The 23390-nt window shown below is 59.3% G+C and carries 22 protein-coding genes; all 22 read right to left on the bottom strand.

Annotated features, from left to right (window positions below; genetic code table 11):
* Window positions 1-127 precede the first annotated feature (127 nt).
* Window positions 128-1603, bottom strand: a complete 1476-nt coding sequence (locus ACM6J5_RS21345; protein WP_095944082.1) for a sigma-54 dependent transcriptional regulator — start codon at window positions 1601-1603, stop codon at window positions 128-130.
* 172 nt (window positions 1604-1775) lie between these two features.
* Window positions 1776-2072: a flagellar protein FliT gene (fliT, locus tag ACM6J5_RS21340; RefSeq protein ID WP_095944083.1), complete on the bottom strand. Its 297-nt coding sequence runs from the start codon at window positions 2070-2072 to the stop codon at window positions 1776-1778.
* Window positions 2073-2082: 10 nt separating this feature from the next.
* Window positions 2083-2478, bottom strand: coding sequence for a flagellar export chaperone FliS (gene fliS / locus ACM6J5_RS21335; RefSeq protein WP_095944084.1), 396 nt, complete (start codon window positions 2476-2478; stop codon window positions 2083-2085).
* A gap of 130 nt (window positions 2479-2608) precedes the next feature.
* Window positions 2609-4051 carry a flagellar filament capping protein FliD gene (gene fliD, locus ACM6J5_RS21330; RefSeq protein ID WP_095944085.1) on the bottom strand — a complete coding sequence of 481 codons (1443 nt, stop codon included), beginning with the start codon at window positions 4049-4051 and terminating at the stop codon, window positions 2609-2611.
* 82 nt (window positions 4052-4133) lie between these two features.
* Window positions 4134-4499, bottom strand: coding sequence for a flagellar protein FlaG (locus ACM6J5_RS21325; RefSeq protein WP_095944091.1), 366 nt, complete (start codon window positions 4497-4499; stop codon window positions 4134-4136).
* A gap of 71 nt (window positions 4500-4570) precedes the next feature.
* The gene (locus tag ACM6J5_RS21320) at window positions 4571-5416 is read right to left on the bottom strand and encodes a flagellin domain-containing protein (RefSeq protein ID WP_008052859.1); all 846 of its coding nucleotides are present in this window, start codon (window positions 5414-5416) and stop codon (window positions 4571-4573) included.
* A 254-nt stretch (window positions 5417-5670) separates the two neighbouring features.
* Window positions 5671-5940, bottom strand: coding sequence for a hypothetical protein (locus ACM6J5_RS21315; RefSeq protein ID WP_414929291.1), 270 nt, complete (start codon window positions 5938-5940; stop codon window positions 5671-5673).
* Window positions 5937-7229, bottom strand: a complete 1293-nt coding sequence (locus ACM6J5_RS21310) for a motility associated factor glycosyltransferase family protein (RefSeq protein WP_414929290.1) — start codon at window positions 7227-7229, stop codon at window positions 5937-5939. Before ACM6J5_RS21310 ends, ACM6J5_RS21315 begins: the two co-directional genes overlap by 4 nt.
* Window positions 7230-7320: 91 nt before the next feature.
* Window positions 7321-8247, bottom strand: a complete 927-nt coding sequence (locus tag ACM6J5_RS21305) for a ketoacyl-ACP synthase III (protein WP_095946224.1) — start codon at window positions 8245-8247, stop codon at window positions 7321-7323.
* A 226-nt stretch (window positions 8248-8473) separates the two neighbouring features.
* Window positions 8474-9526, bottom strand: a complete 1053-nt coding sequence (pseI, locus tag ACM6J5_RS21300) for a pseudaminic acid synthase (RefSeq protein WP_095946225.1) — start codon at window positions 9524-9526, stop codon at window positions 8474-8476.
* A complete protein-coding gene (gene pseG / locus ACM6J5_RS21295) occupies window positions 9519-11024 on the bottom strand; it encodes a UDP-2,4-diacetamido-2,4,6-trideoxy-beta-L-altropyranose hydrolase (protein ID WP_095946226.1) in 1506 nt (501 codons plus the stop codon). Before pseG ends, pseI begins: the two co-directional genes overlap by 8 nt.
* Window positions 11021-11716, bottom strand: coding sequence for a pseudaminic acid cytidylyltransferase (gene pseF / locus ACM6J5_RS21290; RefSeq protein WP_095946227.1), 696 nt, complete (start codon window positions 11714-11716; stop codon window positions 11021-11023). The genes pseG and pseF overlap by 4 nt, the downstream gene beginning before the upstream one ends.
* A 6-nt stretch (window positions 11717-11722) precedes the next feature.
* Window positions 11723-12886, bottom strand: coding sequence for a UDP-4-amino-4,6-dideoxy-N-acetyl-beta-L-altrosamine transaminase (gene pseC, locus ACM6J5_RS21285; protein WP_414929289.1), 1164 nt, complete (start codon window positions 12884-12886; stop codon window positions 11723-11725).
* Window positions 12883-13884, bottom strand: a complete 1002-nt coding sequence (pseB, locus tag ACM6J5_RS21280; protein WP_414929288.1) for a UDP-N-acetylglucosamine 4,6-dehydratase (inverting) — start codon at window positions 13882-13884, stop codon at window positions 12883-12885. The genes pseC and pseB overlap by 4 nt, the downstream gene beginning before the upstream one ends.
* Window positions 13885-13914: 30 nt before the next feature.
* Window positions 13915-16851: a glycosyltransferase family 2 protein gene (locus ACM6J5_RS21275; protein ID WP_414929287.1), complete on the bottom strand. Its 2937-nt coding sequence runs from the start codon at window positions 16849-16851 to the stop codon at window positions 13915-13917.
* Between the two features lie 51 nt (window positions 16852-16902).
* Window positions 16903-17640, bottom strand: a complete 738-nt coding sequence (locus ACM6J5_RS21270) for a cephalosporin hydroxylase family protein (RefSeq protein WP_095946231.1) — start codon at window positions 17638-17640, stop codon at window positions 16903-16905.
* 17 nt (window positions 17641-17657) lie between these two features.
* A complete protein-coding gene (locus ACM6J5_RS21265) occupies window positions 17658-18728 on the bottom strand; it encodes a class I SAM-dependent methyltransferase (RefSeq protein ID WP_095946232.1) in 1071 nt (356 codons plus the stop codon).
* Window positions 18725-19576: an NAD-dependent epimerase/dehydratase family protein gene (locus tag ACM6J5_RS21260; RefSeq protein WP_414929286.1), complete on the bottom strand. Its 852-nt coding sequence runs from the start codon at window positions 19574-19576 to the stop codon at window positions 18725-18727. Before ACM6J5_RS21260 ends, ACM6J5_RS21265 begins: the two co-directional genes overlap by 4 nt.
* Window positions 19573-20799, bottom strand: a complete 1227-nt coding sequence (locus ACM6J5_RS21255; RefSeq protein ID WP_095946234.1) for a class I SAM-dependent methyltransferase — start codon at window positions 20797-20799, stop codon at window positions 19573-19575. Before ACM6J5_RS21255 ends, ACM6J5_RS21260 begins: the two co-directional genes overlap by 4 nt.
* Window positions 20796-21356, bottom strand: a complete 561-nt coding sequence (locus tag ACM6J5_RS21250; protein WP_095946235.1) for a dTDP-4-dehydrorhamnose 3,5-epimerase family protein — start codon at window positions 21354-21356, stop codon at window positions 20796-20798. Before ACM6J5_RS21250 ends, ACM6J5_RS21255 begins: the two co-directional genes overlap by 4 nt.
* Window positions 21353-22435, bottom strand: a complete 1083-nt coding sequence (rfbG, locus tag ACM6J5_RS21245) for a CDP-glucose 4,6-dehydratase (RefSeq protein ID WP_095946236.1) — start codon at window positions 22433-22435, stop codon at window positions 21353-21355. The genes ACM6J5_RS21250 and rfbG overlap by 4 nt, the downstream gene beginning before the upstream one ends.
* Window positions 22417-23190: a glucose-1-phosphate cytidylyltransferase gene (rfbF, locus tag ACM6J5_RS21240; protein ID WP_008052842.1), complete on the bottom strand. Its 774-nt coding sequence runs from the start codon at window positions 23188-23190 to the stop codon at window positions 22417-22419. Before rfbF ends, rfbG begins: the two co-directional genes overlap by 19 nt.
* Window positions 23191-23390: the final 200 nt, after the last annotated feature.

Raw genomic sequence — 23390 nt, 5'->3', positions numbered from 1 at the left:
TGGGCGGCTTGGGGCATCGTGCTCTCTCGCTTGGCTGACCGTCAGTTAAACGGAACGTTGCGAGGGACTTAGCAATACCCGTGCCTAAAAAAAACCGCTTATAAATGAATGGATTGGAAAACAGGCGTCAATCATCCGCCTGTTCGTCTCCATCACGACGGCTCATGCCGTACTTGCGCATCTTTTCCACCAGTGTGGTACGACGGATGCGCAGGCGCTCGGCAGCGCGGGCCACAATGCCGTTGGCATCATCCAGCGCCTGCTGGATCAGCCCCTGTTCCAGACCACCGAGGTAGTCCTTCAGGTCCAGGCCTTCCGGCGGCAGCATGGCATTGGCGGTGAAGTCCTGGGTATGGCCGTTGATGGCCACGCGCTCTTCCAGATCGCTGCGCAGGCTGTCGACCATTTGCTCGTCTTCATCGTCGACGTAGCGGAATTTCTTCGGCAACTCGACCACGCCGATCACGCCGTATGGATGCATGATCGCCATGCGCTCCACCAGGTTGGCCAGTTCGCGGACGTTGCCCGGCCAGGCATGGCGGCACAGCGACATGATCGCAGCCGAGTTGAAACGGATCGAACCGCGCTTCTCGTGCTCCATGCGCGAGATCAGTTCGTTCATCAGCAGCGGAATGTCTTCGACGCGCTCACGCAGCGGCGCCATCTCGATCGGGAACACATTCAGGCGGTAGTACAGGTCTTCGCGGAAGGTGCCGATCTCGATCATGCTTTCGAGATTCTTGTGGGTCGCCGCAATGATGCGCACGTCGACGCTCTGGGTCTTGTTGCTGCCCACGCGCTCGAAGGTGCGCTCCTGCAACACGCGCAGCAACTTGACCTGCATCGGCAGCGGCATGTCGCCGATTTCATCGAGGAACAGGGTGCCGCCGTTGGCCAGTTCGAATCGACCGGCGCGGCTGGTGATCGCCCCGGTGAAGGCGCCCTTCTCATGGCCGAACAATTCGCTTTCCAGCAACTCGGCCGGGATCGCACCGCAGTTGACCGGCACGAACGGCGCTTCGCGGCGCTTGGAATGGTAATGCAGGTTGCGCGCAACCACTTCCTTGCCGGTGCCGGACTCACCGAGGATCAGCACACTGGCATCGGTGTCGGCGACTTGCTGCATCATCTGGCGGACGTGTTGAATCGCCCGGCTGGTACCGACAAGGCTGCGGAAAAGATTGGGTTCGCGATGGCGACCGCGCTCGCGGGCCTGGTCGTACATCTCGCGATAGACCTGGGCACGGTGCAGCGAATCGAGCAATTTGCTGTAGCTGGGCGGCATTTCGAGGGTCGAAAGCACTCGCCGACGCTGGTCTTCGGGCAGGTCAATGGAAGAATTATCGCCCATTAACAAAACCGGAAGGAACTCATCCCATGTCGAGAGTGTCTTAAGCAAACCCAGAAGTGCACCAGGAGCGTTGACCGTCCCGATGAGGACGCAGATCACTTCACGACTTGACGACAAAGAGCCGACAGCCTGCTGCCAGTCATGGCTACCGCAGGGTAAATTTTCTTCGCCGAGAAAATTTAAAATCACCGCCAGGTCGCGGCGGCGGACGCTATCGTCATCGATCAGCAGAATTTTGGTTTCACGCCACATGCAATAGCAACTTCCCTAGTCAACTCAATGCCCAAAATGCTGGGGCAAGCTAAACGCTTGCAGGCCTGATATGCCTGAAGACGACTGAAATCTGGAACCAGCCACTAGTTAAGTCAAAAAACCGTGCACAGTCAAATTTATGGCGCACATGTCTGGATTAACCCGGGTTTAATTAACCAAACAGATGGTAAACCTTTGCCGCGTTTTGTGCTTGGTGGATCTGCGACATCTCATCGACTATCGCCTGCCTCGCTCCCGTTGCCGCCTCAAGTAGCTGCTTGTAGACCCCCAGCAACTCTTCAAGATTATCGCGCAACGCCGCCTCGTCCACCGAAGGTTCACTCAAGACGTCTTCCATGCAGGAACGGCAAGCCTGGTCCAACTCACCGATAGCTTCCCAGTTACGCTCGGCCAGAGCGCCTACAAGACCTTCCCGGGTTTGTTCGATTCGCTGCAATACAAGACTCATGGTGATCTCCTTAAAACTGAGGACCTGGCGTGCCGATGGCATCCCAGCCGTCCTTGACCGTGTTCAGCAGGTCAGCGACTTCGTCGAGGATCTTTGAATCGGTATTGACGTTGGCTTGCGCCAGACGCTTCATCATGTAAGCGTAGAGACTGTCCAGTTCGCCCACCGACTCAGCCTTGTTATCCAGATCCAGACCTTCACGCAGACCACCGATAATGCCGATGGCCTTGCTGATGAACACACCCTTGTTCGGGATGTCTTTGCGTTCGATCGCACCTTTGGCCTGGGCAATTCGATCCAGGCCTCCCTCCATCAGCATTTGCACCAGACGATGAGGGCTGGCTTCGGAAGTCTGGGCCTGAGCGCCAATCTTCTGATATTGGCGAAGGGCTAACATTGGATTCATGTTGTACCTCATCTGAATTCTTTGGTTCGTATAACCAGCATATCGACGACGCGTCAAAAAACTTTAGATGCAAATGCAAAAAGCCCGGAACGCCGAAAACGTCGCCGGGCTTTTGGCGTTTACCGCGCTATCAGCTGTTCTTCTGCTGCGCCGAGATCGCTTCGAACATCGAAGTAATGTTGCTGGCAGTGGCCTTCAGCTTTCCGACCAGGGTGTCCATGTCGTTGTACTTTTTGGTCAACACGGCAGTCAGCGTTTCAACCCGACGATCCAGCGCGACCTGTTGGTTGGACAGATTGGTCTTGGCCTTGGCCAGGTTGGTCGAGCGCGCATCCAGGATGCCGTCCTTGCCGGTGACGGTATAAGGCGTGATGGCATCGTTCATACGATCCAGCAAGCCTTTGGAGGCGGCACCGGTTGCTGCCGGGTCGCCCAGGAACAGCTTCTGAACCTCACCACCGAGCTGCTGCGCACCCATGGCGGTTGTAAACTTGGCACTGTCAAAATCCAGCGCACCGGTCTTCTGGTTGGTGGTAATACCCAACTGCGACAGAACCGTGAGTTTGTCACCCGCACCCGTCGTGGCCAGAGGCTCACGAATCGACGCCAGAATACCGCGCGCCAGAGGGTCACCGGTCAACGCTGCCGCAACGGTCGGTTTGCCGTCGTCATCCAGAGTTGGCTTGGTCAAGGCATTCACGCTGGTCACGACCTGGTTGTAAGCATCCACGAACGTCTGAATGGATTTTTTCAAGCCATCGCTGTTCGGGCCCACTGTTACCGTTGTGGTTGCATTACCACCGGCGACCAGATTAAGGGTCAAGCCGGAGATCGCCTTATCGACCGTGTTGCTCTTGCTGGTCAGCGCGAGGCCATCCACGCTGAAGCTCGCATCCATCGCGAACTCACCGATGGCACCGGCCGAGGTCGCCGTCGGCGGCGTGTCCATTTTCTGGCCAGCGGTGATTTCCAGGCCTGCAATACCACTGAGGGTGATATCGGAACCGGCACCGGTCGTCGTCGAACCCATCACCAGACGCGAACCGTACTGGTCGGTCACGATGTTGGCGCTGAAGCCGTTGGCGCCCTGCTGGGTGTTGATCGCATCACGCACCGATTGCAACGTTGCGCCCGCCGGAATGGTCACGGGACGGCTGACGCCATTTTGCGTGATATTCAGCGTACCTTCAGGAATAGAGCTGGTGACGCCACCAACAAAAGCGGCAGTCGCCACTTTGGAGGAGGTCGCAAGGTTGGTGACCTTGATCGAATACGTACCGTTGACGGCCGTATTGCTGGCTACCGCTGTCAGCACTTTTGGATCGGCGGACGTCGCAGTGAAACCCAGGAATTGCGGATTTTTGGTATCGCCCAGATTCTTGATCGCCGCCTGAAAGTTCGCCAGGACACTTTTGAGGCTACCAATCGCGGAGATCTGCGAAGTGTTGGTAGCCGTCTGACGAGTGATCTGATTCTGTTTGGCGGCCTTATCGGCATCCACCAATGCTTTGACGATGGCGGTGGTATCGAGGCCAGAGCCTAAACCCAGACCCGGTAGAATTGGACTTGCCATGTTGAGCTCCCTTCAGTGTGTCGCCGGCCTTTTGACCACTACAACGCCCAAAAGAACATAGCAACAAAATTCGTGCCAGCTGTCAGACTTTTGCGCTGAACAACAGGCTGCTTGCATCATTCAAACTGTTTGCCAGTTTCAGGACTTCTTCGTTGGGGATCTGGCGGACCACCTCACCGGAGTCGCCGGCAATTACCTTGACCACTACTTTGCCTGAAGGCTCATCAATCGAAAACTCCAGGTTACGCTTGACCGACTGTACGAACTTTTCGATTTCCTCAACGGCCATCTTCAGTTTTTCCTGTTCGGTTTTTGCGCTTTTACTTTCTTCCTTGACGGCTACCACTTGCGCAGTTTCCGCTCGAGGCTTCTGCGCAGGCTTGTCGGCAACAGTCGTCGCCTGCTGTGCCGCAGGATAAGACAAGTTCAGCTTGACGCTCATATCCATGTCCATCACCTCTCAAAGTGAAAAAGCGAGAGAGCACGCAAGCGCACTCCCCCGCCAAAACTCATCGGCTATTACTGAAGCAGTTTCAGTACAGCGGATGGCAGTTGGTTGGCCTGAGCCAGAACTGCGGTGGAAGCTTGTTGCAGAGTCTGCTGCTTGGTCAGCTGTGCAGTTTCAGCAGCGAAGTCGGTATCTTGTACGCGGCTCAGTGCAGCACTGGCGTTTTCGTTGATGTTCTGCAGGTTGGAGATGGTGGTCGAGAAACGGTTCTGAGCAGCACCCAGGTCAGCGCGAGTGGCGTTGATGTTTGCCAGGGCAGCATCGATTGCCGAGATCGAAGCATCAACGTTGGTGTGGTTGGTAGCGTTGTCCACACCAGAGATGACCAGACCGGTCATGCCCAGGGCGCTGGCGTCGAAGCTGGTCGACAGGGTCAGAGTGATCTGGTTGTCGGAAGTTGTGTTCGAACCTACCTGGAACTCCATCGCACCAGCAGTACCGTCGATCAGAGCCTTACCGTTCAGGTTGGTCGATTGAGCGATACGGGTCAATTCAGCAACGGACTGTTGGAATTCTTTGTCCAGAGCGGTACGGTCAGCAGTACCGTTCGAGTCGTTTCGCGATTGCAGCGAGATTTCACGCATACGTTGCAGAATGTTGCTCGACTCTTGCAGAGCGCCTTCAGCGGTCTGAGCGATCGAAACACCGTCGTTGGCGTTTTTGATAGCCATGGTCTGACCACGGATTTGCGAAGTCATGCGGGTAGCGATCTGCAGGCCAGCGGCGTCGTCTTTAGCGCTGTTGATTTTCAGGCCGGAGGACAGACGGGACATCGAGGTCGACAGTGCGTCGGACGCACGGTTCAGGTTCTTCTGAACACCCAGGGAAGTAGTGTTGGTGTTTACTGTTAAAGCCATGACGAATTCCTCGTTGGTTGGGTACTACGGCTTCCGGCCCTGGCAACCGCCCGGTATGGCCTAGAGAACCTTCGTAATAGTTATCGTCGCCAACGCAGGTTGCTTTAGCAGAATTTCGAAAATTTTTGCCATCAGGTGGCCACCCCCCGCAAATCAAGGTCTTGGCGACCGCCCGACAGCGAATAATTGGCGTCAGGAATTCGCCACTCACTCAGAACAATGCCCTCCTGACAGCCGCGACAGAGCAAAATCGTTCAAATGGACAGATTGTCAGCCACCACCTGTACCAGCTCGTATTCCAGATAGTCGGCCAACGCCAACCAATTCTGGGTTTCCTGGCATTGCAGCATCTGAGCAAGCACCTGCAACCACTGCTGCTGACTTTGCTGCGATGCCTTGTCGAATGACGGCTGTATATCAGTCACAAGATCGATCATCACGCCCTCGGCCTCCACGTCCCGCCCCAGGCGAAACAGGACGGCGCACTCGCGCGCCCTGACAACAAACGAATCGCTCATGCTCATACCGCCCACTCCGGATCAAACGCCGTTCCGGCAATCATCGCTCCTGCCCGGCTGGTGTTATGGAAACGCACCTGCGGATGCCTGGCGATGTAGCGCTCCAGTTCGCACAGATAACTGCGAAAGTTGAGCTGGGTCTTGATTCGCTGTCCATGGCCATTGAGCACCCAGTGTTTGGCTGCGACCAGTTGCGGCCCCAGATCACCGTCGCCCCAACCGGCATGGGTCTTGTCGCCAGGAAAAGCAAAGTCGGCGCCGAACAGAGTGATCTGCGCCGCACCCATTTTCACCGCCAGATCCACCGCCGGATGAATCACACTGCCACCGACATACAGTTCGCCGCGAGGCAGTTGCTGGCGAATCGCTTGATAGATCGGACTGGCCGAGTAAGCGGCGTAGCGCACGCCTTGCCAGTCCTCGAGCACCTGCGGATCAACCATGGGCATATAGATCAGCGCTATTGAAGCAGTGTCCGCCGGCGGCAGATGCCGGGCCGAAATGCGCTGATCGATGGTGACCACAAAGTCTGGACGAATGCCGTGTTCCAGCAACGGGCGATACGCCGTATCGACACAAATGAACAACGGCCGCTCGGCTTGCTCGCGAATGGCTCGCAGGCGCTCGAAGTGCAGCTCCAGGCTCGGCCCCGTGGCAATCACGAAAACATCGCGTCCAGTCTGCGAGCCAAACAGCTCAGCTACATCGCCATCACCCTGCAGCAGCGTCTTGCTGGCTTGCAGACGCTCGACGCATTCCGGTGATTGCGGGTCGAACTCGCGATTGTTGAAGCTCAGGTGGGTTTCGCTGATCAGCCGATCACGGATCTTGGCGTTGTAGTTGTCGGCCAATACCAACTCCGAGGGCAACGCGAAAAACGGCAGGCAGATTTCCGCAAGATCGCCGGCGTAATGCAATTCGATGCGCGGATCGTTGAGCCACGGCTGTTGATCGAGCAACTGCAGAACCAACGCAAACACCGCACCGTTGAGCAGATGCACGTGCAATTGCTTGAGCTGCGGACGCTGCAACAGTTCCAGTTGCAGATCGCCCAGCCCGGTGCCATAGACGTGCAGCACCCGACTGTTCTGCGCCAGGCTCGCCGCCTGGATTTGCGCCTCGCGCATCCGGTCATGGCGGCTGGTCAGTTGAATGCCGTTGATGCTCAACGTCGAACCCAGCCCTTCCACCAGATCAGCCTGCAGCGATGACGGATCTTCCGCCAACAGGCGGGCAGCCACCAGAGGCCAGCGACGCTGGATAACGTCGGCATTCGATTGAAAAAACTCGCTCATGGCGCCTCGTGAAAATTCGGGCAAAAAAATAGCGCTCAAGGTTACACCTTGAGCGCTATTTTGTGCCGCGATTTACCGATAAGGAGCTTGCTCAGGGACGGTAGATGATCGCCGAACCCCAGGACAAACCTACGCCAAAACCGCTGATCGCGATGCGCTTCCAGTCAGAATCGAGCACGTGTTTTTCCAGCAGCAGCGGAACACTCGACGACACGGTATTACCCGTCTCGACCATGTCCTTGATGAACTTCTCCGGCTCGCCTTCGAAGCGCCGCGCCACGGCATCGACTATCGCCGCACTGCCCTGGTGAATGCAGAACGCATCGATGTCATCGGCCTTGAGGCCTGAGTCGTTGAGCAATTCGTGCAAGTGTGCCGGTACTTTGAGCAGCGCGAAGTTGAACACCTGACGGCCGTTCATGAAGAACACGCCATCGGTGACTTTCAGGTGCGGTGCTCCAGAACCGTCGGTGCCGAACTTGGCCTTGCCCAGCGCCCAGGACGGATCTTCGCCCATCCAGGTCGCGGTAGCGGCATCGCCGAAGAGCATGGTGGTGTTGCGATCTTCCGGGTCGACGATCTTCGAATAGGGGTCAGCGGTAATCAGCAGGCCGTTTTTCAGGCCAGCGGCTTCCATGAAGCCCTTGATCGCGTAGATGCCGTAAACGTAACCGGAGCAGCCCAGGGAAATATCGAACGCAGCGACATTGGTCGGCAGACCGAGTTTGTCCTGCACGATCGCCGCGGTGTGCGGCAGGCCTTCTTCGTCACCGTTCTGGGTGACGACGATCAGTGCGTCGATCGATTCACGCTTCAGCTCAGGGTTGTTGGCAAACAGCGCATTGGCCGCTTCCACGCACAGATCGGAGGTTTCCTGTTCAGCATCTTTGCGCGGCAGGAATGCCGAACCGATCTTGCCGAGGATGAATTCTTCATCCTTCTCGAATTTTGCACCTTGTGCGTAATTGTCCACGCCGGCTACAGGAACGTAGCTCGCAATGCTTTTTATGCCAATCATTACGGCTTCCCAATAAAAAACAGCCCAAGACCACCGCTCGCAAGGATTCGAGGGGCGCCGACAAACAGAAAACGGCCGCCACAACGGACAGCCATGGGGAGCGCAAAGGGCTATCACTGGATCCAATAAAGGACCAGGCGCCATCTCCCCGATCAATACAATACAGTGAAGATGCGCGTTATGACTCGCAGGTCACGCTATTTTGCCGAATCGGTTGCATATCGGGTCATTCAACCAATGACCAGTCCAGCGGCGTGCCGCGCTTGATCGGGGCCCGAGCGCGGCGCCCGAGCAGCGCGTCGGTATGCTTGGGCGGCAAACCGAGACCCGGACGAATGGCGCGCAGATTGTCCTCGGTAAACAGCTCACCGGCGGCCATGTCAGCGGTGACGTACAACGAACGGCGAAACACCAGCGACTTGCGCTCGGCCTCGGTGGGGCCGTATTGCACCTGCCCCATGGCCTGCCAGGCGCGTTCGGTCTCGAGCACCAGACTGGCCATTTCCTCAGGTTCCAGCGAGAAACCGGCATCCACCCCGCCGGCCGCGCGGTCGAGGGTGAAGTGTTTTTCCACCACGGTCGCGCCGAGCGCGACAGCGGCGACGGACACGCCAACGCCCATGGAGTGGTCGGACAGTCCCACTTCACAACCGAACAATTCGCGCAGATGCGGGATCGTGCGCACGTTGCTGTTGAGTGGGGTCGCCGGATAAGTACTGGTGCATTTGAGCAGCACCAGATCCTTGCAACCGGCCTCGCGGGCCGCGCGCACGGTTTCATCAAGCTCGGCGATGCTGGCCATGCCGGTGGAGATGATCAGCGGTTTGCCGGTGGCGGCCACACGGCGGATCAACGGCAAATCCGTATTTTCGAAACTGGCGATCTTGTAGGCCGGCACATCGAGGCTTTCGAGGAAATCCACCGCCGTGTCATCGAACGGCGTCGAGAAGGCCAGCATCCCCAGCTCTTTGGCCCGGGCGAAAATCGGCGCATGCCATTCCCACGGCGTATAGGCCTTTTCATACAAATCGTAGAGCGAGCTGCCCGCCCACAGACTGCCCGGATCCTTGATGAAGAACTCACCTTCAGCAATATCCAGAGTCATGGTCTCGGCTGTATAGGTTTGCAGTTTCAAGGCATGCGCGCCGGCTCTGGCCGCCGCTTCGACGATTTGCAGGGCAACGTCCAGCGACTGGTTATGGTTGCCGCTCATCTCGGCAATGATGAACGGCGGCGCGTCGGCACCGATCAGGCGGTTGCCAATCTTGAAACTAGGCATGCGGATGTTCCTTCAAAACACGGGTGAACGCGCAGGCACCTTGAGTGAACCCGGCGTCTCGAAAAACATTCAATGAGGGGTGATTGGCGGGCAGCACCTGGGCCGTAATGGTCGTCAGTTGCGGCCAGTATTCGCTGACGAACGACTCGCCGCGCGCCAGCAACGCCCTGCCCCAGCCAAGCCCGAAACGCCCCTCAAGCAGATAAATCGACACTTCGGCTTCGAGCCCGCGCAGGTCATAACGCAAGACCCCCACCGGACCGTCATCGGCCTCGGCAATCAACAGCAGACGCTGCGGGTTGCGCAAACTTGCGTTCAACCAGTTCAGGTGTTGCGCCCAGTCGATCAAGCCTTGATCCTTCGACCAGCGCCGCACGGCCTTGGCATTGCGCCCCTCGAACAACAGCTGAGCATCTTGCGTAGTCGCCACGCGCAGGTTGAGCACGGCACCGGCCAGCGCTACCGCGACGCGAAGCGCCCCGCCACCATCGACCAATCGCCGCGAACGATCGGCGAGGCTCTGACGCAAATAAAAATTCTCGGCGACAAAGCCGATAGCCTGGCGCAATTGCTCGACGCTGACCTGCTCGCGAGCGCCCATGAACACATGCGCCCCCGCTGCCGCCATCACTTCGCCGTTGGCCTGCTGGTTGTTCGACACGGCGATACAAATCGTCGGCAGGCCCATGGCCGCGCGCTCCCAACTGGTACCGCCACCCGCGCCGATAAACAGATCGGCCGCGCTCATGCGCTGATAAAAATCGCTGACAAAACTGTGCAGATGCCAGTTCGGCCGAGTCTCGGCCAGTGCCTGCATCTGCGCCCATGCCGGGTTATCGGCACCGGCGACAAAGTCCACCTCCAGCGCTGCAAAATCGGCCAGCGCCAACATGGCGTGATGGGTCTGCATTGCCGCGTCGAAACCACCGAAGTTCACCAGCACCCGCTGCGCCCTGGGTTTGATCGCGATGGCCGGGCAACTGAACTCTTCACGCAACATGGCGTAGCGCGGGCCGAGCAGCGTGCGGCAACCTTCAGGCAGCAGTGGTGGGTAATTCTCGGTCAGGCCCGACAAGTTCTGATTGAGCAGCAGATCGACGCTGTAGCGCCGGGTCCCCAGATCATCCACCGCGGCAATCCGTGGTGCCCAGCGCCGGGCCGCCGTTTGCCAGTGATGATCGAGGCCATAGTGGTCGACGATGATCCAGTCGAACCCCGCGTGCTCCTCAAGCAATTGGGCTAGCGCTGCGATGTCGGCCTGCCAAGGCAGCATCGCTTCGATAGTCTGCTGTGGGTCTTCATCGACATAGCGCTCGGGCAGCGCGAACGTCTCAAAACCTTCGGCCTGCAAGGCGTCGAGCCGATGTCCCGGCAAGCGCCGACAGGCAAACGCCACATGACTGCCCTGCTTGCGCAACACCCGCGCCAACGTAAGGCAACGAGCGATGTGGCCGCTGCCGATGGTCGGCGAGGCGTCGGCACGAATCAGCACTCTCATGAAAGTTCTCCGCCCGCCTTGAGTGCGGCGTACAGATACTCGGCGCGCGTCCAGTCTTCTGGCGTGTCGATATCCTGTACCAGATGCCGCGGCACGATCACCGGCAGACTGGCCGGTGAGAACAACACCTCGCCGCGCAACCAGGCCTCGCTGCGCCCCCAGTAGAACTGACCGGCATCCTGAAATGCTTCAGGCAGATCCTGCGAGCGGGTATTACGAAATTCCGGATACAACGCTGTCAGCGCGCCCTGCCCGTCGAGGGTCAGCGCACGCTGGACCGGGAAACCGAAACTGCTGACGGAGAAGGCAAAGGATTTGTCCGCACGCTGCTCCAGCAAATCAAAACCCTGACGCAAATACCGCGCCTGCAACAGCGGCGCGGTGGCGTACACACAACAGGCGTAATCGAAGCCCGGCAACTGCTGCAAGGCGTGGACGATCACAGCAGCGGTACCGGTGAAATCGTCGGCAAGTTCAGCCGGCCGCAGGAACGGCACATCGGCGCCATGCGCTCGTGCGACCCGGGCAATCTCTTCGTCGTCGGTGCTGACCACCACGCGCTCGAACAATCCCGACTCCAGCGCAGTGCGAATCGAACGGACGATTATCGGTACGCCGTCGAACGGCTTCAGGTTCTTGCGCGCAATGCGCTTGCTGCCACCACGGGCGGGGATGATCGCAACGCAGCTCACCTTGTCCTACTCCTCAAGAACCAAGCGTCGCAATTGCTCGACCACGTAGTCCTGTTGCTGATCGGTCAGCAGTGGAAACAGCGGCAGGCTGATCGCTTCTGCGTAATAACGTTCGGCCTCGGGAAAGTCTCCCTCGGCAAAACCCAGGTCCTGATAGTAAGGCTGCAAGTGCACCGGAATATAGTGCAGATTCACCCCGACCCCGGCCGCGCGCAAGCCTTCGAACACCTGACGATGGCTGAGGTTGATGCGCTCGCTCTGCAAACGCACCACGTACAAATGCCAGGCGGATTCGGCTTCGGACTGTGCGCTCGGCAATGTCACAGGCAGACAAGCCAGCAAGCGCGCATAGCGTGCCGCCAGCTCACGTCGACGGGCGACAAACTCATCCAGCTTGCCAAGCTGCGACAGCCCGAGCGCGGCTTGCAAATCGGTGATCCGGTAATTGAAGCCCAACTCCACCTGCTGGTAATACCAGGGGCCGTGGCTGGGCTCGCTCATCTGTTGCGGATCGCGGGTCATGCCGTGGCTGCGCAAGCGCTGCAAGCGCTCGGCCAGCTCCGCGCGATTGGTCAGCACCATGCCGCCCTCGGCACTGGTGATGATCTTCACCGGATGAAAACTGAACACGGTCATCGCCGCGAATTCACCACAGCCCACAGGACGACCGGCATATGAGGCGCCGACCGCATGCGAAGCATCTTCGATGACGGTGAAGTCGTAGCGCTCGGCCAGTTCGCCGATCCGGCGCATGTCACAGCTTTGCCCGGAGAACGCCACCGCCACTAAAACCTTCGGTAACGTACCGTCGCGCTCGGCCCGTTCCAGCTTCGCGGCCAGCGCGAACGCATCGAGGTTCCAGGTCAGCGGATCGATATCGACAAAATCAACCTCGGCGCCGCAATAACGACCGCAGTTGGCCGAGGCCAGAAAAGTGTTCGGCGTCGTCCACAAGCGATCACCCACGCCGAGACCGGCCGCCAGACAGGCAATGTGCAGCGCCGCCGTGGCGTTGCACACCGCTACCGCGTAATCCGCCTGGCAACGTTCGGCCATCGCCCGTTCGAAACGCTCGATGGTCGGCCCTTGGGTCAGCCAGTCGGATTTCAGCACGTCGACCACGGCTTCGATATCGGCCTGATCGAGATTCTGCCGACCGTAAGGGATCATTTCGACAGCTTCGCGTGCAGTGCGGCGATCTGCCCGACCGAGAGGAAGTGCGGGTTGGTGTCGGACCGGTATTCGAACTCTTCACCCACCGGCTGACCGCGCTCGCCCAGTTTGTCGACAGCGAAATCGACATCGACGCTGGTGAAGCGGATCGACGGCTGGATGGTGTAGTGATCGGCAAACTCCAGGGTCATCCGCGCATCGTCCAGCGGCACCATCAGCTCGTGCAGTTTCTCGCCCGGACGAATCCCGACGTGCTTGTGCGGCAGGTGCTCGGCCATGCCGCGCGCCAAGTCGACGATGCGGATCGACGGGATCTTCGGCACGAATACTTCACCACCGTGCATGCGTGCAAAGCTGTCGAGAACAAACTGCACACCATGGTCGAGGGTGATCCAGAAGCGTGTCATGCGCTCATCGGTGATCGGTAATTCTTCGGCACCATCGGCAATCAATTTGCTGAAGAACGGCACCACCGACCCCCGCGAACCGGCCACGTTGCCATAGCGCACCACGGCAAAACGGGTCTGCTGTTCGCCGGCAATGTTGTTGGCAGCCACGAACAGTTTGTCCGACAGCAGCTTGGTTGCGCCATACAGGTTGATCGGGCTGGCCGCCTTGTCGGTCGACAGCGCCACAACTTTCTTAACGCCATTGTCGATGGCGGCGGCAATGATGTTTTCCGCGCCATTGACGTTGGTGCGAATGCACTCGGTCGGGTTGTATTCCGCCGCCGGCACTTGCTTCAGCGCGGCCGCGTGCACCACGTAATCGATGCCGCGCATCGCCTGACGCAAACGGTCGGCATCGCGTACGTCACCGAGGAAGTAACGCATGCACGGCGCGTTGAACGTCTGCTGCATTTCGTATTGCTTGAGTTCATCGCGCGAGAACACCACCACGCGCTTGGGCTGGTATTGCTCCAGCAAGCGACGAATGAAGTTGCGACCGAACGAGCCGGTGCCGCCGGAGATGAAAATCGATTGAGCGTTGAACATGTCTTGAGTCCTGTTTCCTGATCGTCAGGCTTAGGCGAGCAACTGCGCCCAGTCGATACTGGAGGCCTGGCCGAGGGTGAAGCCCTTGCCGGTCAGGGAAAGGTTCTGGTTGTAGGCAACGTCTTGGGCAAAGTGCGCTTGCCACTTGTCTTGCAGCGCGGCAATGGCCTGCGCATCGTTCGCCAACGTGCCGGTGTGGACGATCTGCACCTGCGGCGTCCATACGGTCAACAGCCCCGCATCCGCGGCTTTCAGGCACAGGTCGACATCGGCGAACGCCTCATCGAAATGCTCCTGATCCAGTCCACCCAAGGCCTCGAAAATCTCCTTGCGCAGCATCAGGCATACGCGGGAGACCGCCGAACAATTCTGCTCGACCAGCAACCGGTGCATGTAACCCGTTGCGTCCTTTTTCTCGCCGAGGAACGGTGAAGCCAAACCATCACCAAGGCCCAGGATGAATCCGGCGCCAGTGACAGAGCCTTCGCGATCCACCAGTTTGGCGCCGACCACGCCGACTTCCGGGCGCTGTGCCTGGTTCAGCAGGGCTTCGATCCAATTGGCGTTGAGCACTTCGGCGTCCGCTGCCAGGAGCACCAGATATTCGCCTTGAGCCTGAGCGGCAGCTTGATTGACCAATGCCGAAGCGCTCAGGCGCTGCTCATTCCTGATCAGACGAATACGCCCACGCCCGTTTTGCTCGAGGCTTTCCAGCCAGGCCAAAAGCTCACTCGACTGGCTGTGGTTGTCGGCAATGATGATCTCGTTGTTCTGATAACGCGTGCGTTGCAACACACTCACCAGGCAACGCTGCAGGTGTTCCTGATTGTCATCGCTGCAGACGATGATCGACACTTTCGGTCGGTCGGCGTGGCGGTAATCGACGCGCAAGCCACCGAATGCCTCGGCACTCACTTGCGCCTGATAACCGCGGGTTGCCAGATGCCGCGCGAGGGCCTGACGTTGATGCTCGCTCGGCGTCGGCGCCACGGCCGGGGTGATCAGCAACGGCTCGGCCAGATGCGCCAGACCGGCCAGGCCTCCGGCGTCGATCAGGCGCAACAGCAGGTCGAATTCCAGCGCATCGCTGTACTCGCGGGCAAAGCCTCCGGCCTCGACCATGAATTCGCGGCGAATCAGCCAATGCCGGGCCGTCAGCGACGGCATGCTTTGCAGCAGATCGAGGTTGAAGGCCGAGCGGAACATTTCAGTCAACTGACCATCAGGACGACGATGGATCTCATCCATGGCCACTGCACGGCAACCTTCGGCGTTCTGCAGTTCAAGGCTGGCACGCAGGAAACCGCTGCGGGTGAACTCGTCACCGGCCTCGGCCAGCAGCAGCCAATCGGCATTCGAGCGCCGGGCGATCTGGTTCAGCTTGTCGACGTAGTTAGCGGTGCTGACTTTGACGAAATGCACGGTGCTCTGTTCGGTCGTGACAGCCGGCAGGTCCCCTGTCGTGAAGACCACCACCTTGAACGCGCGGAAAGCGCTTTCCATCAGGCTGTCGAAGGTGACCTGAAGCTTGTCCATATCAGCTTCAAGATCCAGTAACAGAATGCCGAACCGCGGCCCGCCCTCGACAGTCGCCAGCTGTTGATTGATCTTGCGGATGGCGGTCTCGTTCGGCTGACGTGCCTGCAACCAGTTCATCAATTGGCCGGAACGCGTGCTGTCGAGCAGTTGACGGCTATCGTAGGTCGGCACGCTGTCCAGCCGCGCCATCCAGTCTGCGAGTACCTGCGCATCACCGTTCTGGCCCATGTCCAGCAACTGCCGATGCATTTTCTGCACGACGCGACGGTTGAACGGCCCCAACTGCACGGCTTCCAGCAAGCGGTTCTGGATAGTCTCGGTCGTGTCATTGGAATAGGTGCCCAGCAGCGTGTGCTGCTTGAGCAATGCACCTTCCATTTCTTCAAGTTGCAAGCGCCCCGCAGGCATCGCATGCAGGAGGAATTCAAACTCGGTCAACCGATCGAAAAACGCCTGATTGTAGAACGGCATTTCGACGTATTGCTTGGGTCCGAATACTCGTTTCGGCCCGGTAGTCGGGTCTTTCCACCAGGACTCGAAGATCGGTTCGATCGTCAGTGCATTGCGTGTGGCGAGGCTGTTCGCCAGCGCCTGGAAACTCTGCAGGGCAAAGGCTGCGGTTTGCTCCGCGTTCGGCTCATCGATGTCGGTTGGCAACGTGGCGAGGAAACCGGCAAAGCGCTCACGCTCGGCGACGGAACGGGCATCCTTGAAACTGAGGACGTGAATGATCTCGGTGTTGTGATCCGAGCGGCCATAGTTGACCTCCCGCACCACATACGGAATCGGCAGAATCCGCGCCTTGGCCCGCGCCAGCACGTAATACACATGGCCGATTTCCTGCCACTCGAAAATCGTGCCTTGCGGCATCGCCGCATACCAGTCCTGCAACAACGCGGTGCGATGCACTGCATAGAACGGCGGTATGTACTGCCCCATGTAGTCGAGAATACGATCCTGCGCACGCTCGGCGTTGTAGTCCTCTTGCACCTTCTTGTCACGGCGATAGTACTGCACGAAGTTGGCGTGCGTGAGGTACATCAGGCAATAGCCATGGCACATGCCGTAATCGGGGTTGGCTTCCAGAAAATTGACCGAGTCGGTCAATGCACCGTGCAGCATGAAATCGTCGTCAGCGGCCAGCACCATGTAGGGCGTAGTAACCTGGCTGACCCCATAGGCCAGCTTTTGCTGAAACCCCAGATAGGTGTAATCAGGTAAATGGCGATAATCGACCGAAGGAAAATCGCCCGCGATGCTGTCATCGCCCTGCACCGATGAATCCAGCACCATCACCTTGGCGGAGTAACTGCTGTAGTACTGCAACGCGCGTCGCAGGAACGCCTTGCGGTTGTGGGTGATCAGCACCACCGTGAACAGCTCGTTCAGCGGTGTCACGTTGGTTTGCGTACTGCTTTGAACCTGCATTTTCCTATCCCCGCAACCGGCCAGTCGCCTGACGCCTGAAACTGTTTTTGATTAACGAACGCGACGCAGATAGCCGTCCGGCGCCACGGTGATCAGCAGCTTGTTTTGCAACTGCTGGTCGATCTCGAAATCCTTGTTCTCTTCCAGGTATTTCCATACCGCGGTTTTCGGGTTGTCGCCCGGGCCCCATGGGCGATCCGGGAAAAAGTCGGCCGGCATGTCTTCCACCACGGTGTCCATCACCACGCAGTAGCTGTCGACCGAAACCAGCGGCGCGTACAGGCGCAACTCTTCGAGTACGTGGTCGTGGGTGTGATTGGAGTCGAGGACCAGAATGACTTTTTTGCCTTTGGCCGCAGCGTGAACTTGAGCCGCGATGGCCGGGTCGATGCTGGAACCTTCGATCATCTTGATGCGCCTGGCCATCGGATGGCTTTCGATCGCCTCGCGGTTGTGCGGGCGAATGTCGAGGTCGATGCCCAGTACTTCACCGTGGCCTTGCAGCTCCAGCAACGAGGCGTAGTAGATGATCGAACCACCGTGGGCGATGCCGCACTCGATGACCAGGTCCGGTTTGACCTGCCAGATGATCTCCTGCATCGCCATCATGTCTTGTGGCAACTGGATGATCGGACGGCCCATCCACGAGAAGTGGTAGCTGTACTTGTGCCTGGCCGATTCGTTGAAGAAATCTCGGGCCAGGCCAGTGAGTTTCTGGTCGTCGCCCTGCTGGGCAATCTGTTCCCGGCACTCGGCTTCGAAGGCTTTATTGATGCTGTTGTCGGTCATTGTCAAAATCTCAAGGGTCACTGGAACGAAGCGCTGTCAACGGCGTGATAGACGTAGCGTCCACCGGTCATCCGCTTGATTTCTTCGAGGTAATTGGAGTTCATCACAAACAGGTTGGCGCCTTCGGGCAACGCGTCCAGGGCCTCTTGCGGCGAAGACACGCGGGCACCGCTCAGCGGCAGATAACGTCCCTGCTTGGCCGGGTTGATATCCACCACTCGATCAACCGCCACACCCGCGCGTTGCAGGAACAGCGAATAGATCACGCCTTTGGACGAGGCGCCCCAGATCGCCGAACCCTGCTCGGGCGCGGCTTGAACGATCTGCACCGCGCGGTCGAGGCTGGCGGTGAAATTCTGCGGCAGCGTCAGGCGCGGTACCGGTTGCTCCGGGATCAGGCGCAACGTGGAAAGATCGGCGACGATGTACAGGTATTGGCCACCGAACAGGTGACCAGCCTCGTGCACAGTGCCGAACATCCGGCGCAAGTCATCGAGGCGGAAATAATTGACGTGTTCGTAGAACAGATCGAACCAGGCTTTATGCTCAAGGATCCAGTCGAAGCACGGCACTTCGATGTAGACCTGCCCGCCCTGGTTGGCGTTGGCAATTTCAGCGAGGAAGCTCACCGGATCCTGAATGTGCTCCAGAACATGCCGCAGGACGATGGCGTGCGCAGCCAGACCGAGACCGCGAGTGAACGGCGCTATGATCACGTCGGCGTTATCGCCTTCGTAAGCCGGATCGATGCCCGTGATCGAATAGCCCAGGCCCTTGAGCAGTTCAAGAAAGTAGCCCTTGCCGCAGCCGACTTCGATCAGCTCCTGGCCCTTGAAGTGCCTGGCGATGATGCCTTCGACGTCGCTCAGGTGCTTCTGGAACTGCCCTGAATGTGCCTGCTCGTTTTGATAGTCAGCGTCGTAGCTGAGCTTGTCGGCGTCGAAGGCGGCATTGAAGACCAGGCCGCTGCGCTCGTCCTGCACCAGCAGCATGTCGGCACTGGCAGAGGCTCGCGCCGACCCGGCATCGGCAAAAGTGCGATTCTGCAACACCGGCAGGTCGGTGACCCGATACAACTCGTGCCTCATTGCGGCTCTCCCAATAACTGTTGCAAACGCTCGGTCACGGCCCAGAACGCCATCGGTTCGTGGCTCGGGTATGGGTAGTGGCCAAGGTTCAGATTCAGCGTCGCGCCGCGTTCGCGCAGGCGTTGTTCGACCAGCGTCCGTACCGACACCGGTTGACCACTGGCGCAATTGATAACGCCGTCGAAATCGCGCTGATGCACGATTGCGGCGAGGTAACCGGCCGCGGTTTCAATCGGTAGAAAATCGCGTAGCTGTTCACCGGCGGACATGTCGAACGATTGCTCACCGGCATCGATCGCACTGTCCAGGGCCGCCAGCAGACTGTTGGGGTTCTGTCCCTCGCCGTGCAGATAGAACAGTCGCGCCCACTGCAAGGTGAACGGATGTTCCTGCTGCAGGTTCTGCAAAAACAGGTGCAACGTGTGTTTGGCCAGACCGTACGGATTGCTCGGGCGCGGCTCGGTACTTTCGCTGAGCGGTCCGCCTTGCATGCCGTACTCGAAGCAAGTACCGGTGACCAGAACCTGCTTCACGCCCGCCTCGACCGCGCCTTTGATAAAGCGGTAATCGGCCATCAGGTTGTGTTCAAAATGAAACAGTGCCCGATAGTTCGGCAACCCCGGCCAGGCCAGATGCGCCAGCGCGTCGATGCCATCGGTCAGCGCGCTGACATCGAGATCGGCGGCGTGAATATCCGCGCTCACGAACTCGACATCGTTTATCCACGGCATGCCCTGCGCCGTGTCTGCATTGCGCGCCACGGCGCGAACGGCACAGCCGCGCGTCAGCAACGCAGCGACCAGATGCCGACCGACGAAGCCCGTGGCTCCCGTAACCAGAATTCTCACAGTACGCTCAACTCAGGCACGGCGATCACGAAGCGCCCATCCCATTGACGCACTTGCGCCAGTTGCTGACTGACTTCGTGCAGCAGGTTCCAGGGCAGCACCAGCACGTAATCGGGTTTTTCCAGGTCGATTTGCGCCGGCGCCACGATCGGGATGCGACTGCCCGGCAGAAACTTGCCCTGCTTGTGCGGATTGGCGTCGGCCACCCAGGCGAGCAGGTCGGGTTTGACCCCGGCGTAATTGAGCAGCGTGTTGCCCTTGGCCGCTGCGCCGTAGCCGACTACGCGCTTGCCGTCGGCCTTGGCCTGCAACAGGAAGCGCAGCAGTTCATGTTTGATGCGCTCAGCGGCGGGCGCGAGGCTCGTGTAGTACTCGGCGGTTTTCACCCCGGCATCGAGCTCGGCCTGCAACTGCTGCTGCACGCTCGCTTGTACCGCGCGACGTTCGCCGTCCTTGCGCTGCACAAACACCCGCAGCGATCCGCCATGAGTGCTCAGTGGGCTGACGTCGAACACTTCCAGGCCATTGCGTTCGCACAGGGTCTGCACGGCAGTCAAAGACAGGTAGGAATAGTGCTCGTGATACAGCGTGTCGAACTGCGCGCCGGCCATCAGCGTCAGTAGTTGCGGGAATTCGAAAGTGGCCACGCCGGTCGGCTTGAGCAGCGTTGCGAAACCACCGAGGAAATCATTGATGTCCGGCACATGCGCGAGCACGTTATTGGCGGCCATCAAGTCGGCGCCCCAGCCTTCGCTGTTCAACTGCGCGGCAGTTTCACGACCGAAGAACAGCTCACGAATTTCCAGGCCTTTCTCCCGCGCGGCTTGCGCAGTGCTGCGAGTGGGCTCGACACCCAGGCAAGGGATGCCGCGACCCGCCACGAATTGCAGCAGATAACCATCGTTGGCAGCGACTTCGACCACGCGGCTGTCGGCAGTCAGGCCGAAACGCTCGACCATTTCGGCGACATAGCGCTCGGCATGGGCCAGCCAGGTGCTGGAGAACGAACTGAAATAAGCGTACTCGGCGTCGAACAGGCTGTCGGCGCGGGTGTAATCCTCGGTCTGCACCAGCCAGCATTGCTGGCACACGGCGACCTTCAGCGGTACCCATTGCTCGGCCTGCTCCAGGCGATCGGCATGCACGTAGGCGTTGGACGGTGGCGAGGTGCCAAGGTCGATCAGCGGCAGGCTCAGCGGTGCGGCGCACCCACGGCAGTTCATAGACGCACTCCAGCGAAGTGTTGATCGAGCGCGGGATGGCTGGAATCACGCGCTGACAAATTATTGACAGGCAACGGCCAGGCAATCGCCAGCCGTGGATCGTTCACCGACAGACCGCCCTCATGCTCCGGCGCGTAATCGGCGCTGTGCAGGTAAAGCAATTCGGCGTCTTCAGTCAGTGTCTGGAAACCGTGGGCGAACCCCGCCGGAATCAGCAGACCGCGACCGTCACCCGCCTTCAGATGCTCGGCGTGCCAATGCAAAAAGGTCTCGGATTCGGGGCGCAGGTCTACCGCCACATCCCACACTTCACCGCGCAGGCAGGTGATCAGTTTGGCTTCCGGCGCATTGGCATTCTGATAATGCAGACCGCGCACACTGCCCTTCTCACGGGTGCGGGAATGGTTGATCTGACGAATGTGAAATTCGCTGCCAAACGCACTCAGGCTGCCCTCGCAGAACAGTCGGGCGAAGTGCCCGCGCTGATCTTCGAAGCGCTTGTGCTGGACGCTGAACAGCCCGGCCAGCGGTAGCGCGCGCAAGGAAAACTCGCTCACAGTGCGCCTCGGTACAGGTTCAATTGGCCAAGGGTCACGGCACGCATGTCATCGCCGTTCTGCCATGCCAGATGCCAGTCGAGGGTTTGAGTCAGGCATTGTTGCAAGGTCCAGCGTGGCTGCCAGCCGAGCCGTTGGCGCGCGCGGCTGCTGTCCAGACGTAGCAGACCGGCCTCGTGCAATTCACTCGGCTCGATGCGTAGACCACGGGCTTGTGGCCAGCGATTGGCAAGCATTTCGACGACTTCGCCGACGCTGCACATGTCCGCTTCGCCCGGGCCGAAGTTCCACGCACCGGCGTATTCCGGGCCTTGCTCGTAGAGGCCGGCGGCCAATTGCAGATAACCGGCCAGTGGCTCCAGCGCGTGCTGCCACGGGCGCACGGCTTGCGGGTAGCGCAGGGTCACCGGCTCGTCTGCCGTCCAGGCTCTGAGCACGTCGGGAATCAGTCGCTCAGGCGCAAAGTCACCGCCGCCCAAGACATTGCCGGCACGCGCGGTAGCCAGGGCCAGACCGTGCCCGGCGTATTTGTCGGCCGGAAAAAACGACGCGGCATAAGACTGCGCCAACAGTTCACAGCAGGCCTTGCTGCTGCTGTAAGGATCGTGGCCACCCAGGGCTTCGTCTTCGCGGTACGGCCACAGCCATTCCTTGTTTGCGTAGACCTTGTCGGTGGTCACCAGCACGCAGGCACGCACACAGCCGACCTGTCGAATCGCTTCGAGCAAGTTGAGCGTGCCCATGACGTTGCTGGAATAGGTGCCGAGCGGATCGCGATAACCTTCACGCACCAGCGGCTGAGCGGCCAGGTGCAGGACGATCTCAGGCTCGGTTTCGGCGATGATCTCCAGCAAGGCACCGAGATCCCGCAGATCGCCGCGCTGATCGTTGATGCCTTCGTGGACACGCGCCAGTTCGAACAGGCTCGGCCCGGTTGAAGGATCAAGGGCAAAACCGCTGACTTGTGCGCCGAGGCTTTGCAGCCACAGCGTCAGCCAGCTGCCTTTGAAACCGGTATGGCCGGTAACGAGGACGCGCTTGCCACGCCAGAAATCCGCACTCAGGCCCATTGCTTCCATGGGGCCTCCCCGCTCTGCCACAGTGCTTCGAGATGGTTCTTGTCGCGCAGGGTGTCCATCGGTTGCCAGAAACCATTGTGTTCGAAGGCTTTCAACTGTTCTTCCTGGGCCAGGCGCGCCAAGGGTTCGGCTTCCCATGTCGTCCCGTCACCGGCGATATACGACAGCACCTTGGGTGACAGAACGAAAAATCCGCCATTGATCCAGCCACCGTCGCCACGCGGTTTCTCGGTAAACCCGAGCACCTGATCACCGTGACGGTCCAGCGCGCCATAACGACCGGGCGGTTGCACGGCGGTGACGGTTGCCAGACGGCCATGGGCTCGGTGGTAGTCCACCAATTGACGAATGTTCAGATCGGAAACGCCATCGCCGTAGGTGAAGCAGAACGCCTCTTCATCCTTCAGGTATCGACCGGCACGCAGCAGACGGCCACCGGTCATGGTTTCTTCGCCGGTGTCGATCAGGGTGACGCTCCACGGCTCGCTGTAATTCTGGTGCACGTCCATGCGGTTGTTACGCATGTCGAAGGTGACGTCGGAGGTGTGCAGGAAGTAGTTGGCGAAGAAGTCCTTGATCGCGTAACCCTTGTAGCCAAGGCAGATCACGAAATCGTGGATTCCGTGGGCGGAATACTGCTTCATGATGTGCCAGAGAATTGGCTTGCCGCCGATCTCGATCATCGGCTTGGGCTTGAGGTGCGACTCTTCACTGATGCGCGTGCCGAGGCCACCCGCCAAAATAACTGCCTTCATCGTCTCCCCTCTTGTTCTTCACCCGGCTGCGCGCAGCTTTCTTGAGCGTTGCGGGCCTTCTGGCTAAACCTTCTACCGTTCCGGGCGCTGGTGGAATGACCGCGAGCGCTCGTTTTATGGCGATTTGAGGGGGACGTGCAGGAAACGCGCCAGCCGCGCAGGCTCTATGCCGGTGGCGTAATCGGCCATGAAAAAAGGGA

The sequence above is a fragment of the Pseudomonas sp. IT-P74 genome (genome assembly GCF_949768175.1).
Classification (GTDB): Bacteria; Pseudomonadota; Gammaproteobacteria; order Pseudomonadales; family Pseudomonadaceae; genus Aquipseudomonas.
Note: the sequence above shows the minus strand (reverse complement) of the source record. Positions and strands in the feature narration are given on the sequence as shown.